The organism is Pseudomonas sp. G7(2022) (assembly GCF_052660475.1).
On sequence record NZ_CP109659.1, the window covers coordinates 5707486 to 5721993 of the forward strand.

The window sequence follows — 14508 nt, forward strand, 5'->3', positions numbered from 1 at the left end:
ACATCTGATGCCATCGCGCACCGGTCGCGATGGCGTCAGTCAGTTCAATAAATCCGAAGAGGTGAGTTGAATACCGCGCCATTCAAATCCGACCGGTGCCAGTACCTGATCGATCTGCGCCTCGGACCACAAGGTGGCAAAGCTTTTTCCCACCCCAGGATGTACCCGATCCGGCGCAATCAGCGACAGCGGCCACAACACAAAAGCATTTTTCAGAATCTCGGCCCGAGGCAGGATCAGCCCGTCGAAATTGCCGGTCAGCTCGCCGTACAGCAGGACATCGATGTCCAGCGGCAATCCCTTGCGGTCCGGGGCGTAGCGACCGTTATCCGCCTCGATGAATTTCAGCCGGCGATCCAGTTCCATCAGGGGCAGATCGGTGTAGGCCGAGACCACAAAGTTGAAGAACGGCCCACTCTTGATCCCCACCGGCTGGCTTTCGAACACCGCCGAACAGCGGATATCCACCAGAAAACCGTCCAGAGCATCCAGACCTGCGCGCAGATGGGTTTCGCGCTCGATATTGCTACCGAGCCCGAGATAGACCTGAGTCAGCGACATCCGCGCTCGATCTCCACACCGACACCACCCTTGGCGGCCGGAACCGCGCCAGGCTTGGTCAGCTTCAGGCGCACCCAGGTGATCTTGAATTCGTTCATCAGCACTTCGACCAGGCGCTCGGCGAAGGTTTCGACCAACTGGAACTGAGCCTGCTCGGCAAAAGCCTGGATCCGCGTGGAAACACTGGCGTAATCGAGCGCCAGGGTCAGGTCGTCACCGGCTGCGGCCGGACGGTTGTCCCAGGCGAAGCTCAGATCAAGACGCAGGCACTGTCGGATGCCGCGCTCCCAGTCGTAGGCACCGATCACGGTGTCGACTTCCAGGCCCTCGATAAACACTCTGTCCAAGCACTTCTCTCCACTGCACGACAAGGGCGCAATGCGCCGTTAGAATCAGGGCGTCCTCGCCCGGAATAGTTAGCATGTTTTGGTTACTGGCGATCCTCGCCTACCTGCTCGGCTCTCTGTCCTTCGCCATTTTGCTCAGCCGCCTGACCGGAAATCCGGACCCGCGAATGAGTGGCTCGGGTAATGCCGGTGCCACCAACATGCTGCGCCTGGCCGGCCGCAAACTCGCGATCCTGACCCTGCTGGGCGATCTGTGCAAAGGCCTGCTGCCGGTGCTGATCGCTTCGGCATCGGGCCTCTCGCTGCAGGATCAGGCGTGGATCGGCGTCTGTGCCGTGATCGGTCACCTGTTCCCGCTGTACTTCCGCTTTCGCGGTGGCAAGGGCGTCGCCACGGCCGCCGGCATGCTGCTGGGCCTGTATCCGCCTGCCGCACTGCTGGCCGTGTGTGCCTGGCTGCTGACGTTCTACCTGACCCGCACCAGCTCACTGGCGGCCCTGATCGCCACGCCCCTGACCCTGCCATTGCTGGCCTGGCAGGAACCGGCGGCGCTGTTGCCGATGAGCACGCTCACGCTGCTGATCGTCTGGCGTCACCGGGGCAATCTACGCGACCTGTTTGCCGGGCGCGAACGGCATTTTTAAATAGCACACGTGAGCGTCGCTCATCCCAGCGCCGACAATTGCTCCATCGGCCAGCGCGCCTGCACGCTGATCGCCAGGCTTTCCTGCTGGCCGGCCTGCAAACGCTGGCAACCGGCGAACGCAATCATCGCGCCGTTATCGGTACAGAATTCGGGGCGGGCGTAGAACACATCGCCCTTCATGTCGCCGAGCATTTTCTCGAGCGAAGCCCGCAACGCCTTGTTGGCACTCACGCCACCGGCGATCACCAGACGCTTCATGCCGGCCTGTTTCAGCGCACGCTTGCACTTGATGGTCAAAGTCTCCACCACGGCCTGCTGGAACGCCAGCGCGATGTCGCAACGGGCTTGCTCGCTGTCGTCCCCGGCGCTGACGCATTGCTGCCAGGTGTTGAGGGCGAAGGTCTTCAGACCGCTGAAGCTGAAATCCAGGCCCGGGCGATCACACATCGGACGCGGGAAAGTGAAACGTCCTGCGACGCCCTTCTCCGCCAGCTTGGCGATTTCCGGCCCGCCCGGATAATTGAGGCCCATCATCTTCGCAGTCTTGTCGAAGGCTTCGCCTGCAGCATCATCGAGAGTCTCGCCAAGCAGGCTGTACTGGCCGATACCATCGACCTGAACCAACTGCGTATGACCACCGGACACCAATAAAGCGACGAACGGAAACTCCGGCGGTTTTGGCTCCAGCATCGGTGCCAGCAAGTGGCCTTCCATGTGGTGCACGCCGAGTGCCGGAATACCCCAGGCAAATGCCAGCGCTTGGGCGCAGGAAGCCCCGACCAACAAAGCCCCGACCAGGCCGGGACCCGCGGTATAGGCGATGGCGTCGATCTCGGTCGGCACGCAGTCAGCCTCTGCCAACACCTGACGGATCAAGGGCAGCATGCGCTTGACGTGATCGCGCGATGCCAGCTCCGGCACGACGCCGCCGTAGACGCGGTGCAGGTCGATCTGGCTGAACAGTGCGTCGGCCAGCAGGCCGCGCTCACTGTCGTATAAAGCGACGCCGGTTTCGTCGCAGGAAGTTTCTAATCCCAGTACTAGCATGGGTTTGCGCCTTGTTTAGGCTGAATTCGAAGGCGCGCATAATAGTCGCCACTGGATGCCCCGACCAGCGGTTTTCGATCAGAGGCTTTGCATTCCGAGCGTTGAGGGGTTAACATCCGCAACCCTTAAAAACCGACGTCTTCAAGTGCTCTTTTGCCGCGAGGATGTTGACCCCGGTAATGAATGAAGGTAGCTCTGGATGCCAGCCGTCAAAGTTAAAGAGAACGAACCCTTCGACGTAGCTCTGCGTCGTTTCAAGCGCTCCTGCGAAAAAGCCGGTGTACTGGCTGAAGTTCGTAGCCGCGAATTTTACGAGAAGCCAACTTCCGAGCGTAAGCGCAAGGCAGCAGCCGCTGTCAAGCGTCACGCCAAGAAAGTTCAGCGCGAACAGCGCCGCGCCGTTCGTCTGTACTAATACACAGACGATCGTAGCAAGCTTCTGCCAAGCCCGGCCCTCAGCCGGGCTAATGGCATTTGCGTAAAACGCTTGATGCTTCACCGTCGAAGCCGCACACGCGACCGAGACAAATCCGCTTCACCGCGTCAGGCCTGGCTCTTTTGCCAGCGGTGCACGTCTTTTCTGACGAGCCTTTCAAGGCTACTGACGAGCACACCCACTGATTCCTCTTACGACGATCAGCCCAAGGCACCTGCTTGCGTGCCCGCTTTATTGAGCTATCCGAGGCCATCAACCGGCCGTCAGCGGATTCAGCGCAACACTTTCAAATAGTCGAAGACTGATAGGTACTAACGTCAGTGGATTTTCGGCAGATACACTTCCCGACAGCGATTACGCAGACGACACCGGTCGAGCCGCACTCTTCGTGCGCTTTCAAGCATGACCCGCGTCCGGCCGCCCTTCGCATCGGACTCATTACAGCGCAGACGACGAGAACGCCATGGCCGGGCTGATTCCCCAGAGCTTCATTGACGACCTGCTGAACCGCACCGACATCGTCGACGTGGTCAGCTCGCGCGTGCAATTGAAGAAGGCCGGCAAGAACTACACCGCCTGCTGCCCGTTCCACAAAGAGAAAACCCCGTCGTTCAGCGTGAGCCCCGACAAGCAGTTCTATTACTGCTTCGGCTGCGGCGCAGGTGGCAACGCTCTCGGTTTTCTCATGGATCACGACAACCTGGACTTCCCCCAGGCCGTCGAGGATCTGGCCAAAGCCGCCGGCATGGAAGTGCCGCGCGAAGAAGGCGGCCGCTCGCACAAACCGCGCCAGCCGACCGACTCACCGCTGTACCCGCTACTCAGCGCCGCCGCCGACTTTTATCGGCAGGCGCTCAAGAGCCATCCGGCACGCAAGGCGGCAGTGGATTACCTCAAGGGTCGTGGCCTGACTGGCGAGATCGCCCGGGACTTCGGCCTCGGCTTCGCTCCCCCGGGCTGGGACAATCTGTACAAGCACCTGAGCAGCGACACCCTGCAGCAGAAAGCCATGATCGATGCCGGCCTGCTGATCGAGAACGCCGAAACAGGCAAGCGCTATGACCGCTTCCGTGATCGCGTGATGTTCCCGATCCGCGACACTCGCGGGCGCATCATCGCCTTTGGCGGCCGAGTCCTCGGCGACGACAAGCCGAAATACCTGAACTCGCCGGAAACCCCGGTATTCCATAAAGGCCAGGAACTCTACGGCCTGTATGAAGCCCGCAAGAACAACCGCAACCTCGACGAAATCATCGTCGTCGAGGGCTACATGGACGTCATCGCTCTGGCCCAGCAAGGCCTGCGCAATGCCGTCGCGACGCTGGGTACAGCCACCAGCGAAGAGCACCTGAAGCGTCTTTTTCGCGTAGTGCCGAACGTCTTGTTCTGCTTCGACGGCGACCAGGCCGGCCGCAACGCCGCATGGCGCGCACTGGAAGCGACACTGAGCAGCCTGCAGGACGGTCGCCGCGCACGGTTCCTGTTCCTGCCCGAAGGCGAGGACCCGGACACCCTGATCCGCGCCGAAGGCACAGACGCCTTCCGTGCGCGGATCAATCAGCACGCGCAGCCCCTGGCAGACTACTTCTTCCAGCAACTGACCGAAGAGGCCGACCCACGTTCGCTCGAAGGCAAGGCGCATATGGCAACGCTTGCCGCACCGCTGATCGATAAAGTGCCGGGGGCCAATCTGCGGATCCTGATGCGCCAGCGCCTGACCGAAATCACCGGCCTGAGCAGCGAGACCGTCAGCCAGCTTGCTCAGAGCGCGCCGCAGGAAGCGCCGCCCGCCTACGATCCGGGCATCGATTATGACGCGATGCCGGACTTCAGCGACTACCATCAGCCGCAGGCACAGGACATGTATGTGCCGCAGCAGGAATGGACCCCGAAAAAACCCGGCGCCGGCGGCAAGAAATGGGACAAAAAAACCTGGGACAAGAATGGCAAGCGTGGCGGTGATCGCGATCAACCGCGCGCACCAAGAGTACCGGCCCCGGTCGAGCCACCGATCATGGCCGCCCTGCGAACGGTGATCCATCACCCGCAACTGGCGCTGAAGGTCGAGACGGCCAGCCATTTCGCGGATGAAGACAATACCAATACCCAACTGCTGGTGGCCTCACTGGAAGCCGTGCAAAAGAATCCTCAGCTAAACTCTTTTCAGTTGATCTCGCGATGGCATGGCACCGAACAAGGTCGATTGCTGACCCGCCTGGCAGAAAAGGAGTGGTTGATCAACGGAGAAAACCTTGAACAACAGTTTTTCGACACCATAACTAGCTTGTCAGCCCGCCAGCGCGAGCGAAAGCTGGAACAACTTCTCAGGAAATCACGTCAAAGCGATCTGAGCACCGAAGAAAAATCTTTGCTGCTCGAATTGCTCAAACGGGATGTTCCTGCATCAAACCCGACCTCAACTGGCGCGTGAGGTCATAGCTCAGGTATAATCCTCGGCTTGTTTTTTGCCCGCCAAGACCTTCAGTGGATAGGGTGTTATGTCCGGAAAAGCGCAACAGCAGTCTCGTATTATTGAGTTGATCAAACTGGGTCGTGAGCAGAAGTATCTGACTTACGCCGAGGTCAACGACCACCTGCCCGAGGATATTTCAGATCCGGAGCAGGTGGAAGACATCATCCGCATGATTAACGACATGGGGATCCCCGTACACGAGAGTGCTCCGGATGCGGACGCCCTTATGTTGGCCGACGCCGATACCGACGAGGCCGCTGCGGAAGAAGCAGCCGCTGCGTTGGCGGCGGTGGAGACCGATATCGGTCGCACCACTGACCCAGTGCGCATGTACATGCGTGAAATGGGTACGGTCGAGCTTCTGACTCGTGAAGGCGAAATCGAAATCGCCAAACGTATCGAAGAGGGCATCCGTGAGGTGATGAGCGCAATCGCGCACTTCCCCGGCACGGTTGACCACATTCTCTCCGAGTACACTCGGGTCACCACCGAAGGTGGTCGCCTGTCCGACGTTCTGAGCGGTTACATCGACCCGGACGACGGCATTGCGCCGCCTGCCGCCGAAGTGCCGCCGCCGATCGACGCGAAAGCGGCGAAAGCCGAAGAATCCGACGACGATGACGATGCCGAAGCTTCCGATGACGAAGAAGAAGCCGAAAGCGGTCCGGATCCGGTCATTGCCGCACAGCGCTTCGGTGCTGTCGCCGATCAGATGGAAATCACCCGCAAGGCCCTGAAAAAGCACGGTCGTCACAACAAGGCGGCGATTGCCGAACTGTTGGCGCTGGCCGAGCTGTTCATGCCGATCAAACTGGTGCCGAAGCAATTCGAAGCCCTGGTCGAGCGTGTTCGCAGCGCCCTGGATCGTCTGCGTCAGCAAGAGCGTGCGATCATGCAACTGTGCGTACGTGATGCACGTATGCCGCGCGCAGACTTCCTGCGTCAGTTCCCGGGCAACGAAGTCGACGAAAGCTGGTCCGACGCCTTGGCCAAAGGCAAGAGCAAGTACGCCGAAGCCATCGCCCGTGTGCAACCGGACATCATCCGTTGCCAGCAGAAGCTGACCGCGCTGGAAACCGAGACCGGCCTGACCATCGCCGAGATCAAGGACATCAACCGTCGCATGTCGATCGGTGAGGCGAAAGCCCGCCGTGCGAAGAAAGAGATGGTTGAAGCGAACTTGCGTCTGGTGATTTCCATCGCCAAGAAGTACACCAACCGTGGCCTGCAATTCCTCGATCTGATCCAGGAAGGCAACATCGGCCTGATGAAAGCGGTGGACAAGTTCGAATACCGTCGTGGTTACAAGTTCTCGACTTATGCCACCTGGTGGATCCGTCAGGCGATCACTCGCTCGATCGCCGACCAGGCCCGCACCATTCGTATTCCGGTGCACATGATCGAGACGATCAACAAGCTCAACCGTATTTCCCGCCAGATGCTGCAGGAAATGGGTCGCGAGCCGACCCCGGAAGAGCTGGGCGAGCGCATGGAGATGCCTGAGGACAAGATCCGCAAGGTATTGAAGATCGCCAAGGAACCGATCTCCATGGAAACCCCGATCGGTGATGACGAAGACTCTCATCTGGGTGACTTCATCGAAGACTCGACCATGCAGTCGCCAATCGATGTCGCCACTGTCGAGAGCCTGAAAGAAGCGACTCGCGAAGTACTGTCCGGCCTGACTGCCCGTGAAGCCAAGGTACTGCGCATGCGTTTCGGTATCGACATGAACACCGACCATACGCTCGAAGAAGTCGGCAAACAGTTTGACGTGACCCGTGAACGGATCCGTCAGATCGAAGCCAAGGCGCTGCGCAAGCTGCGCCACCCGACGCGAAGCGAACACCTGCGTTCGTTCCTCGACGAGTGATACCAGAACCCCCGGCCCAGGCCGGGGGTTTTGTTTTTCAGGGCATATTAAATACCTCGCACTCCCCCCCTCGCGCACAGCCCGTCTACACTCGAAACATTCCCCCGAGCCATACCGAGACCGTTATGCCCAGACTGGCGTCCGTGCTCTTTTTGCTGTCACTGATGATCTGGACCGCAACGGCTGACGCGCTGACTCTGACCGACGAAGAACGTAGCTGGCTGGCGGCTCACCCGGATTTGCGCCTGGGTGTCGATGCTTCGTGGCCGCCATTCGAGTTTCGCGACGACCAGAACCGCTATCAGGGCCTGGCCGCGGACTATATCGACGTGATCCGCCAACGCCTGGCCATCAAACTTACGCCCGTCGAACCCTCAAGCTGGACAGCCGTGCTCGAACAGGCCAAAAACGGCACGATCGATCTGCTGCCGGGCATCATGTCCACCCCGGAACGTCAGAACTATCTGGCATTCACTCGCCCTTACCTGGACTTTCCGATCGTCATCCTCGCCCACGTCGGCGGTCCACAACCGCGCAAGATCGAGGAGCTGTATGGGCTGAAGATCGCGGTCGTCGAAAACTACGCCCCCCATGAGCTTCTGCGTACCCATCATCCCGATCTGAATCTGGTGGCCATGCCCAATGTCAGCTCGGCGTTGCAGGCCCTGGCCACCGATGAGGTGGACGCGGTGGTCGGCGACCTCGCCTCCAGTGTCTGGAGCCTGCGCCAGCTCAAGCTCGACGGGCTGTATGTCAGCGGCGAAACCCCTTATCGCTATCAATTGGCAATGGGGGTTCCCCGCGACAGCAAAATGCTGGTGGGCATTCTGGACAAAGTCCTGGCCGACATGTCCCCTGAGCAGATCAGCAGCATCCAGGAACACTGGGTGGGCAACGTCCTCGATCATCGGACATTCTGGTCGGATCTGCTGGTCTATGGCCTGCCAGGCCTGCTGTTGCTGGTGATCATCTTGGCAGTGGTGATCCGCATCAACCGCCGCTTGAGCTCGGAAATCGCCCGACGCATCGACCTCGAACAGGAACTGCGCAGCAGCGAATACCACTATCGCGGGCTGGTGGAGAGCCTGTCGGCCATTGCCTGGGAAGCACGAATCAGCGACTTCACCTACAGCTACGTGTCGCCCCATGCCGAAGACCTACTGGGTTATCCACTGTCGCACTGGCTGATTCCGGGCTTCTGGCGCAACATCATCCACCCCGCCGACCTGACCCGCGCACAGAGCTTCTGCGATCACGAGGTCCTCGCCGGGCGCGATCACAGTCTCGATTACCGGGTGATCACCGCTGATGGCCGCTGCCTGTGGGTGCGCGACATCGTCAGCCTCATCGAGCACGGCCACGAGCCGGTGATGCGCGGCCTGATGATCGATATCAGTGAAACCAAGCGTACTGAAGAGGCCCTGCGCCTGTCGGAGCAGAAGTTCGCCTCGGTGTTCCAGCAATGCCCGGATATTCTGGTCATCGCCCGGCTATCCGACGGCTGCCTGCTGGAAGTGAACGAAGCCTTTGAGGAACAGATCGGGCTCAAAGCCGAAGACGTCATTGGTCAGACTGCTACCGAACTCAATATCTGGGGCATTCCCGGCGTGGGTCCCGGCCTGCTGCAACGCCTGCAGGCCGGCAGCATTCGCAACCTGGAGATGCCCTTTCGTCGCAACAATGGGCAGGTGTTCACCGGGCTGATTTCCGCCGAACCGTTCGAGCTCGACACGACACCAGCGCTGGTCGTCGTGGTGCGCGACATTACGCAGCTCAAGGAAACCCAACAGCAGTTGCAAACCTCCGAAGAAAAGTTCGCCAAGGCCTTTCACGCCTCGCCGGACGGCCTGCTGCTGTCACGCCAGAGTGATGGTCTGTTGCTGGAGGTCAATGAAGGTTTCAGCCGCATCACCGGTTTCAACAGCGCCATGTCGGTGGATCGTTCGGCACTGGATCTGGGGATCTGGGTCAACCTCAACGAACGCAAACAGATGCTCGATCTGTTGCACCGTGACGGTTTCGTCCGTGACTTCAGTTGTCACATCCGCCGCAGCGACGGGCAGATCCGCCTCTGCGAAGTGTCCAGCCGGCCGCTGCCGATCGGCGACGAAGACTGCATGCTGACCATTGCCCGTGACATCACTGAACGCCACCTGATGCAGGAAAAATTGCAACAGGCCGCAACCGTCTTCGAAAGCACCGCCGAGGGCGTGCTGATTACCGACACCCAGCAGCACATCAGCGCAGTGAACCGCGCATTCACGGAAATTACCGGCTACAGCGAAAGCGAAGCGCTAGGCCATACCCCACGCCTGTTGGCTTCCGGGCTGCATGACAGCGCATTTTATGCGGCGATGTGGCACCAGTTGACCGACGAAGGCCACTGGCAAGGCGAAATCTCCAACCGGCGCAAGAATGGCGAGTTGTACCCCAGCTGGCTGACCATCAGCGCCGTGCGCAACCGCGACCGGTTCATCACTCACTTCGTCGCGGTGTTTGCCGATATTTCCAGCCTCAAGCACGCTCAGGCCAAACTCGATTACCAGGCCCACCATGACCCGCTGACCGGTCTGCCAAACCGGACACTGTTCGAAAGCCGCCTGTTGATGGCGCTGAACAGTCAGCAGGAAAACGACAGCCTGGGCGCGGTGTTGTTTCTCGATCTCGATCGTTTCAAGCACATCAACGACAGTCTCGGCCATCCGGTCGGCGACCTGCTGCTCAAAGGCATCGCCGTGCGCCTCAAGGAACAGCTTCGCGATATCGACACGGTGGCGCGGCTGGGCGGCGATGAATTCATCATCCTGCTACCGGGCCTGCAACAGGCCGCTGATGCAGACAACATTGCCACCAAACTGCTGAATTGCTTCGCCGCACCGTTTCAAGCCGGCGAGCATGAGTTCTTCATCAGCGCCAGCATCGGCACCAGCCTCTATCCCCGCGACGGCTGCGACGTCGCCACCCTGATCAAGAACGCCGACGCGGCGATGTATCGCTCCAAGGCCAAGGGTCGTAATCGCGTCGAAAGCTACACCCGGGACCTCACCGCCCAGGCCAGCGAGCGGGTGGCGCTGGAACATGAATTGCGCCGGGCCATCGAGCGGGAAGAGCTGTACCTCTACTACCAACCGAAAATCAGCCTCGACGATCACAGTCTGGTCGGGGCCGAAGCCCTGATCCGCTGGCGTCACCCGACCTTCGGCGAGGTGCCGCCGGAGCATTTCATCCCACTGGCGGAAGAGAACGGCATGATTCTGCAAATCGGCGACTGGGTGCTGGAAACCGCCTGTCGGCAAATGTTCGAATGGGGACAGATCTATGAATCCCTGGGCCCGTTGTCGGTCAACCTCGCCGGCGCGCAACTGCGCCAGCCGAACCTGTTGGGGCGCATCGAACAGCTGCTCAAGGACAACCGCCTGAGGCCGGATTTACTGCAACTGGAAATTACCGAAAACTTCATCATGAGCCAGGCCGAAGAGGCGCTGGCAGTGTTGCACCAACTCAAACACCTCGGCGTGCAACTGGCCATCGACGACTTCGGCACCGGTTATTCCTCGCTGAGTTATCTCAAGCGCCTGCCGCTGGATATCCTCAAGATCGACCAGTCTTTCGTCCGCGGCCTGCCTGACGATCCGCACGACGCGGCAATTGTCCGCGCCATCATCGCCCTGGGCCGCAGCATGCAATTCACCGTGATCGCCGAAGGCGTGGAAACCCAGGCCCAACAACAATTCCTCACCACCGAGGGCTGCGAACAGATCCAGGGCTACATCGTCAGCCTGCCGCTGCCACCCGAAGAGTTCGCCGCGACGTTTCTTCGTATAGCCGTATCAGATTTTTCGGATAGCACAGCCGAGAAACCGTCGCTATAATCCGCGGCCTACTGAGGGCCTATAGCTCAGTTGGTTAGAGCAGAGGACTCATAATCCTTTGGTCCACGGTTCAAGTCCGTGTGGGCCCACCAAACATCAAAAAGCCGCACATATGTGCGGCTTTTTCGTATCTGCGTGGAGAAGTCCCTTGTCCGACATCCGCCCACCCGTTCTTGATGAAATCGACCGCCAGTTGATTGCCGCCCTGCAAATCAATGCCCGCGAAAGCGTGGCAATGCTCGCCCGGCAGCTCGGCATTGCCCGCACCACGGTCACCTCACGTCTCGCACGACTGGAAAAGGCCAAAGTCATCACTGGCTACGGCGTGCGTCTGGGCCAGCGTGTCGTGGATGGCGGGTTGCAGGCCTATGTCGGGATCAAGGTGCAGCCGCGCTCCGGCAAAGAGGTACTGCGACGGTTGAGTGCGATGGCCCAGGTGCAGCAGCTGTGTGCGGTGAGTGGCGAATTTGATTACGTGGCGTGGCTGCGTACCGACTCGCCAGAACAGCTGGATCAACTGCTGGATCAGATCGGCAGCGTAGACGGCGTGGACAAGACCACGACCTCGATCATCCTCAGCAGCAAAATCGATCGCGGGCATCCAGTCTGACCAACATTGTCGTCATATTGCAGCAGCAACACTCAAATCGACGACACTTTGCGTCTTATTAACGTGTTCTACGCTCCCTAGAATGGCTGGCATCTTTTCCTATACTCAGACGCGCATCCGGCGTCGGGTCGCCAGCAAGGTCAGCCATGAACAAGAACAATCGCCATCCTGCAGACGGTAAGAAACCGATCACCATTTTCGGCCCGGACTTTCCGTTCGCCTTCGACGACTGGATCGAACACCCGGCCGGTCTGGGTAGCATTCCCGAGCACAACCACGGTGCCGAAGTTGCAATCGTCGGTGCCGGCATCGCAGGTCTGGTGGCGGCTTACGAACTGATGAAACTCGGTTTGAAACCGGTCGTTTATGAGGCCTCGAAGCTCGGCGGCCGTCTGCGCTCCCAGGCATTCAACGGCACTGACGGCATCGTCGCCGAGCTCGGCGGCATGCGCTTCCCGGTATCCTCCACCGCGTTCTATCACTACGTCGACAAACTCGGTCTGGAAACCAAACCCTTCCCCAACCCGCTGACCCCGGCCTCCGGCAGTACCGTGATCGACCTGGAAGGCAAAACCCATTACGCACAGAGCCTGAAGGATCTTCCTGCACTGTTCCAGGAAGTGGCTGACGCCTGGGCCGACGCTCTGGAGGCCGGCTCGCAGTTTGCCGATATCCAGCAAGCGATCCGCGACCGCGATGTGCCGCGCCTCAAAGAGCTGTGGAACACCCTGGTGCCGCTGTGGGACGACCGCACGTTCTACGACTTCGTCGCCACCTCGAAAGCCTTCGCCAAACTGTCGTTCCATCACCGTGAAGTGTTCGGCCAGGTCGGTTTCGGCACCGGTGGCTGGGACTCGGACTTCCCCAACTCGATGCTGGAAATCTTCCGCGTGGTGATGACCAACTGCGACGACCACCAACACCTGGTGGTCGGCGGTGTGGAACAAGTGCCACAAGGCATCTGGCGTCATGCGCCGGAACGCTGCGTACACTGGCCGCAAGGCACCAGCCTCAAGTCGCTGCACCACGGCGCGCCACGTTCCGGGGTGAAGAAAATTGCCCACGCGCCTGACGGGCGCTTCGCGGTCACCGACAACAACGGCGACACCCGCGAATACGCCGCCGTACTCACCACCTGTCAGAGCTGGCTGCTGACCACCCAGATCGAGTGCGACGAAACCCTGTTCTCGCAAAAAATGTGGATGGCCCTCGACCGCACGCGCTACATGCAATCGTCGAAGACCTTCGTGATGGTTGACCGTCCGTTCTGGAAGGACAAGGACCCGGAAACCGGCCGCGACCTGATGAGCATGACCCTCACCGATCGCCTGACCCGTGGCACCTATCTGTTCGACAACGGTGACGACAAGCCAGGCGTGATCTGCCTGTCGTACTCGTGGATGAGCGATGCGCTGAAAATGCTCCCGCATCCGGTGGAAAAACGCGTGAAACTGGCGCTCGATGCGTTGAAGAAGATCTACCCGAAAGTCGACATCGCCGCGCGGATCATCGGCGATCCGATCACCGTATCCTGGGAAGCCGACCCGCATTTCCTCGGTGCATTCAAAGGCGCCCTGCCCGGTCACTATCGCTATAACCAGCGCATGTACGCACATTTCATGCAGGACGACATGCCGCCGGAGCAGCGCGGGATTTTCATCGCCGGCGACGACGTATCGTGGACGCCAGCCTGGGTTGAAGGCGCGGTACAAACGTCGCTCAATGCGGTGTGGGGAATCATGAAGCACTTCGGCGGGTCCACACATAAAGAGAACCCCGGCCCGGGTGATGTGTTCAACGACATCGGCCCGATCGCCCTGCCCGAGTAAGAGGAATCCCCGATGCGTGTTGCCCTTTACCAATGTCCACCTTTGCCCCTGGAACCGGCCGCCAACCTCCAGCGCCTGCATCAACTGGCGATGGAGGCCAAAGGCGCCGATCTGCTGGTGGTGCCGGAGATGTTCCTGACCGGCTACAACATCGGCAAGGAAGCGGTCGCGACATTGGCCGAGGTCTATAACGGTGAGTGGGCGCAGCAGGTTGGACGGATCGCCAAGGCTGCCGGCCTGGCGATTCTCTATGGATACCCGGAGCGCACCGCCGAAGGACAGATTTACAACGCCGTGCAGTTGATCGATTCGAACGGCGAGCGCCTGTGCAATTACCGTAAAACGCACCTGTTCGGCGATCTGGACCGTTCGATGTTCAGCCCCGGCGATGGCGAGTTTCCCATCGTCGAGCTCAACGGCTGGAAGCTCGGTTTCCTGATCTGCTACGACCTGGAATTCCCGGAAAACGCCCGGCGCCTGGCCCTTGAAGGTGCCGAGCTGATCCTGGTGCCGACCGCCAACATGATTCCTTTCGATTTCATTGCCGATGTTTCCGTGCGCTCCCGCGCCTTTGAGAACCAGTGCTACGTGGCTTACGCCAACTACTGCGGCCACGAAGGCGATATCCATTACTGCGGGCAAAGCAGCATTGCCGCACCGGATGGCAGCCGTATCGCCCAGGCCGGACTGGACGAAGCCTTGATCGTCGGTGAGCTGGATCGCCAGTTGATGATCGATTCGCGTAACGCCAACCGCTACTTCAACGACCGCCGCCCCGAACTTTACGACGCGCTCAACAAGCGCTAATCCGCTA

The 14508-nt window shown here is 60.0% G+C and carries 11 protein-coding genes and 1 tRNA gene; 9 read left to right on the forward strand and 3 right to left on the reverse strand.

Annotated features, from left to right (window positions below; all coding sequences use genetic code 11):
- Nucleotides 1-39: 39 nt before the first annotated feature.
- Nucleotides 40-561 (reverse strand): 2-amino-4-hydroxy-6-hydroxymethyldihydropteridine diphosphokinase, encoded by a 522-nt coding sequence (folK, locus tag NE357_RS26215; RefSeq protein ID WP_169432167.1) that lies wholly within the window; start codon nt 559-561, stop codon nt 40-42.
- Nucleotides 552-908 (reverse strand): dihydroneopterin aldolase, encoded by a 357-nt coding sequence (folB, locus tag NE357_RS26220; RefSeq protein WP_034155079.1) that lies wholly within the window; start codon nt 906-908, stop codon nt 552-554. Before folB ends, folK begins: the two co-directional genes overlap by 10 nt.
- 74 nt (nt 909-982) lie before the next feature.
- On the opposite strand from folB, the gene plsY reads away from it, so the two are divergent.
- Nucleotides 983-1552, forward strand: a complete 570-nt coding sequence (gene plsY, locus NE357_RS26225) for a glycerol-3-phosphate 1-O-acyltransferase PlsY (protein WP_169432168.1) — start codon at nt 983-985, stop codon at nt 1550-1552.
- Nucleotides 1553-1572: 20 nt separating this feature from the next.
- Here the strand turns inward: plsY and tsaD are convergent, their stop codons facing one another.
- Nucleotides 1573-2601, reverse strand: coding sequence for a tRNA (adenosine(37)-N6)-threonylcarbamoyltransferase complex transferase subunit TsaD (gene tsaD / locus NE357_RS26230; protein ID WP_169432169.1), 1029 nt, complete (start codon nt 2599-2601; stop codon nt 1573-1575).
- Nucleotides 2602-2800: 199 nt separating this feature from the next.
- Between tsaD and rpsU the strand changes: the two genes are divergently transcribed.
- The 8 genes from rpsU to NE357_RS26270 all read left to right on the forward strand — a co-directional run bounded on the left by rpsU (nt 2801) and on the right by NE357_RS26270 (nt 14501).
- Nucleotides 2801-3016 (forward strand): 30S ribosomal protein S21, encoded by a 216-nt coding sequence (gene rpsU, locus NE357_RS26235; RefSeq protein ID WP_002551877.1) that lies wholly within the window; start codon nt 2801-2803, stop codon nt 3014-3016.
- Between the two features lie 484 nt (nt 3017-3500).
- A complete protein-coding gene (gene dnaG, locus NE357_RS26240) occupies nt 3501-5468 on the forward strand; it encodes a DNA primase (RefSeq protein ID WP_169432170.1) in 1968 nt (655 codons plus the stop codon).
- Nucleotides 5469-5535: 67 nt separating this feature from the next.
- Nucleotides 5536-7383 carry an RNA polymerase sigma factor RpoD gene (gene rpoD / locus NE357_RS26245; protein ID WP_039768067.1) on the forward strand — a complete coding sequence of 616 codons (1848 nt, stop codon included), beginning with the start codon at nt 5536-5538 and terminating at the stop codon, nt 7381-7383.
- 125 nt (nt 7384-7508) lie between these two features.
- A complete protein-coding gene (locus NE357_RS26250) occupies nt 7509-11255 on the forward strand; it encodes a bifunctional diguanylate cyclase/phosphodiesterase (protein WP_169432171.1) in 3747 nt (1248 codons plus the stop codon).
- A 15-nt stretch (nt 11256-11270) separates the two neighbouring features.
- Nucleotides 11271-11347: transfer RNA gene (locus tag NE357_RS26255), tRNA-Ile, on the forward strand.
- A gap of 56 nt (nt 11348-11403) precedes the next feature.
- Nucleotides 11404-11865 (forward strand): Lrp/AsnC family transcriptional regulator, encoded by a 462-nt coding sequence (locus NE357_RS26260; protein WP_169432172.1) that lies wholly within the window; start codon nt 11404-11406, stop codon nt 11863-11865.
- Between the two features lie 146 nt (nt 11866-12011).
- Complete coding sequence (locus tag NE357_RS26265) at nt 12012-13694, forward strand: flavin monoamine oxidase family protein (protein WP_085709206.1); 1683 nt, start codon at nt 12012-12014, stop codon at nt 13692-13694.
- A gap of 12 nt (nt 13695-13706) precedes the next feature.
- On the forward strand, nt 13707-14501 hold the full coding sequence (locus NE357_RS26270) for a carbon-nitrogen hydrolase family protein (protein WP_169432173.1): 795 nt from the start codon (nt 13707-13709) through the stop codon (nt 14499-14501).
- Nucleotides 14502-14508 lie beyond the last annotated feature (7 nt).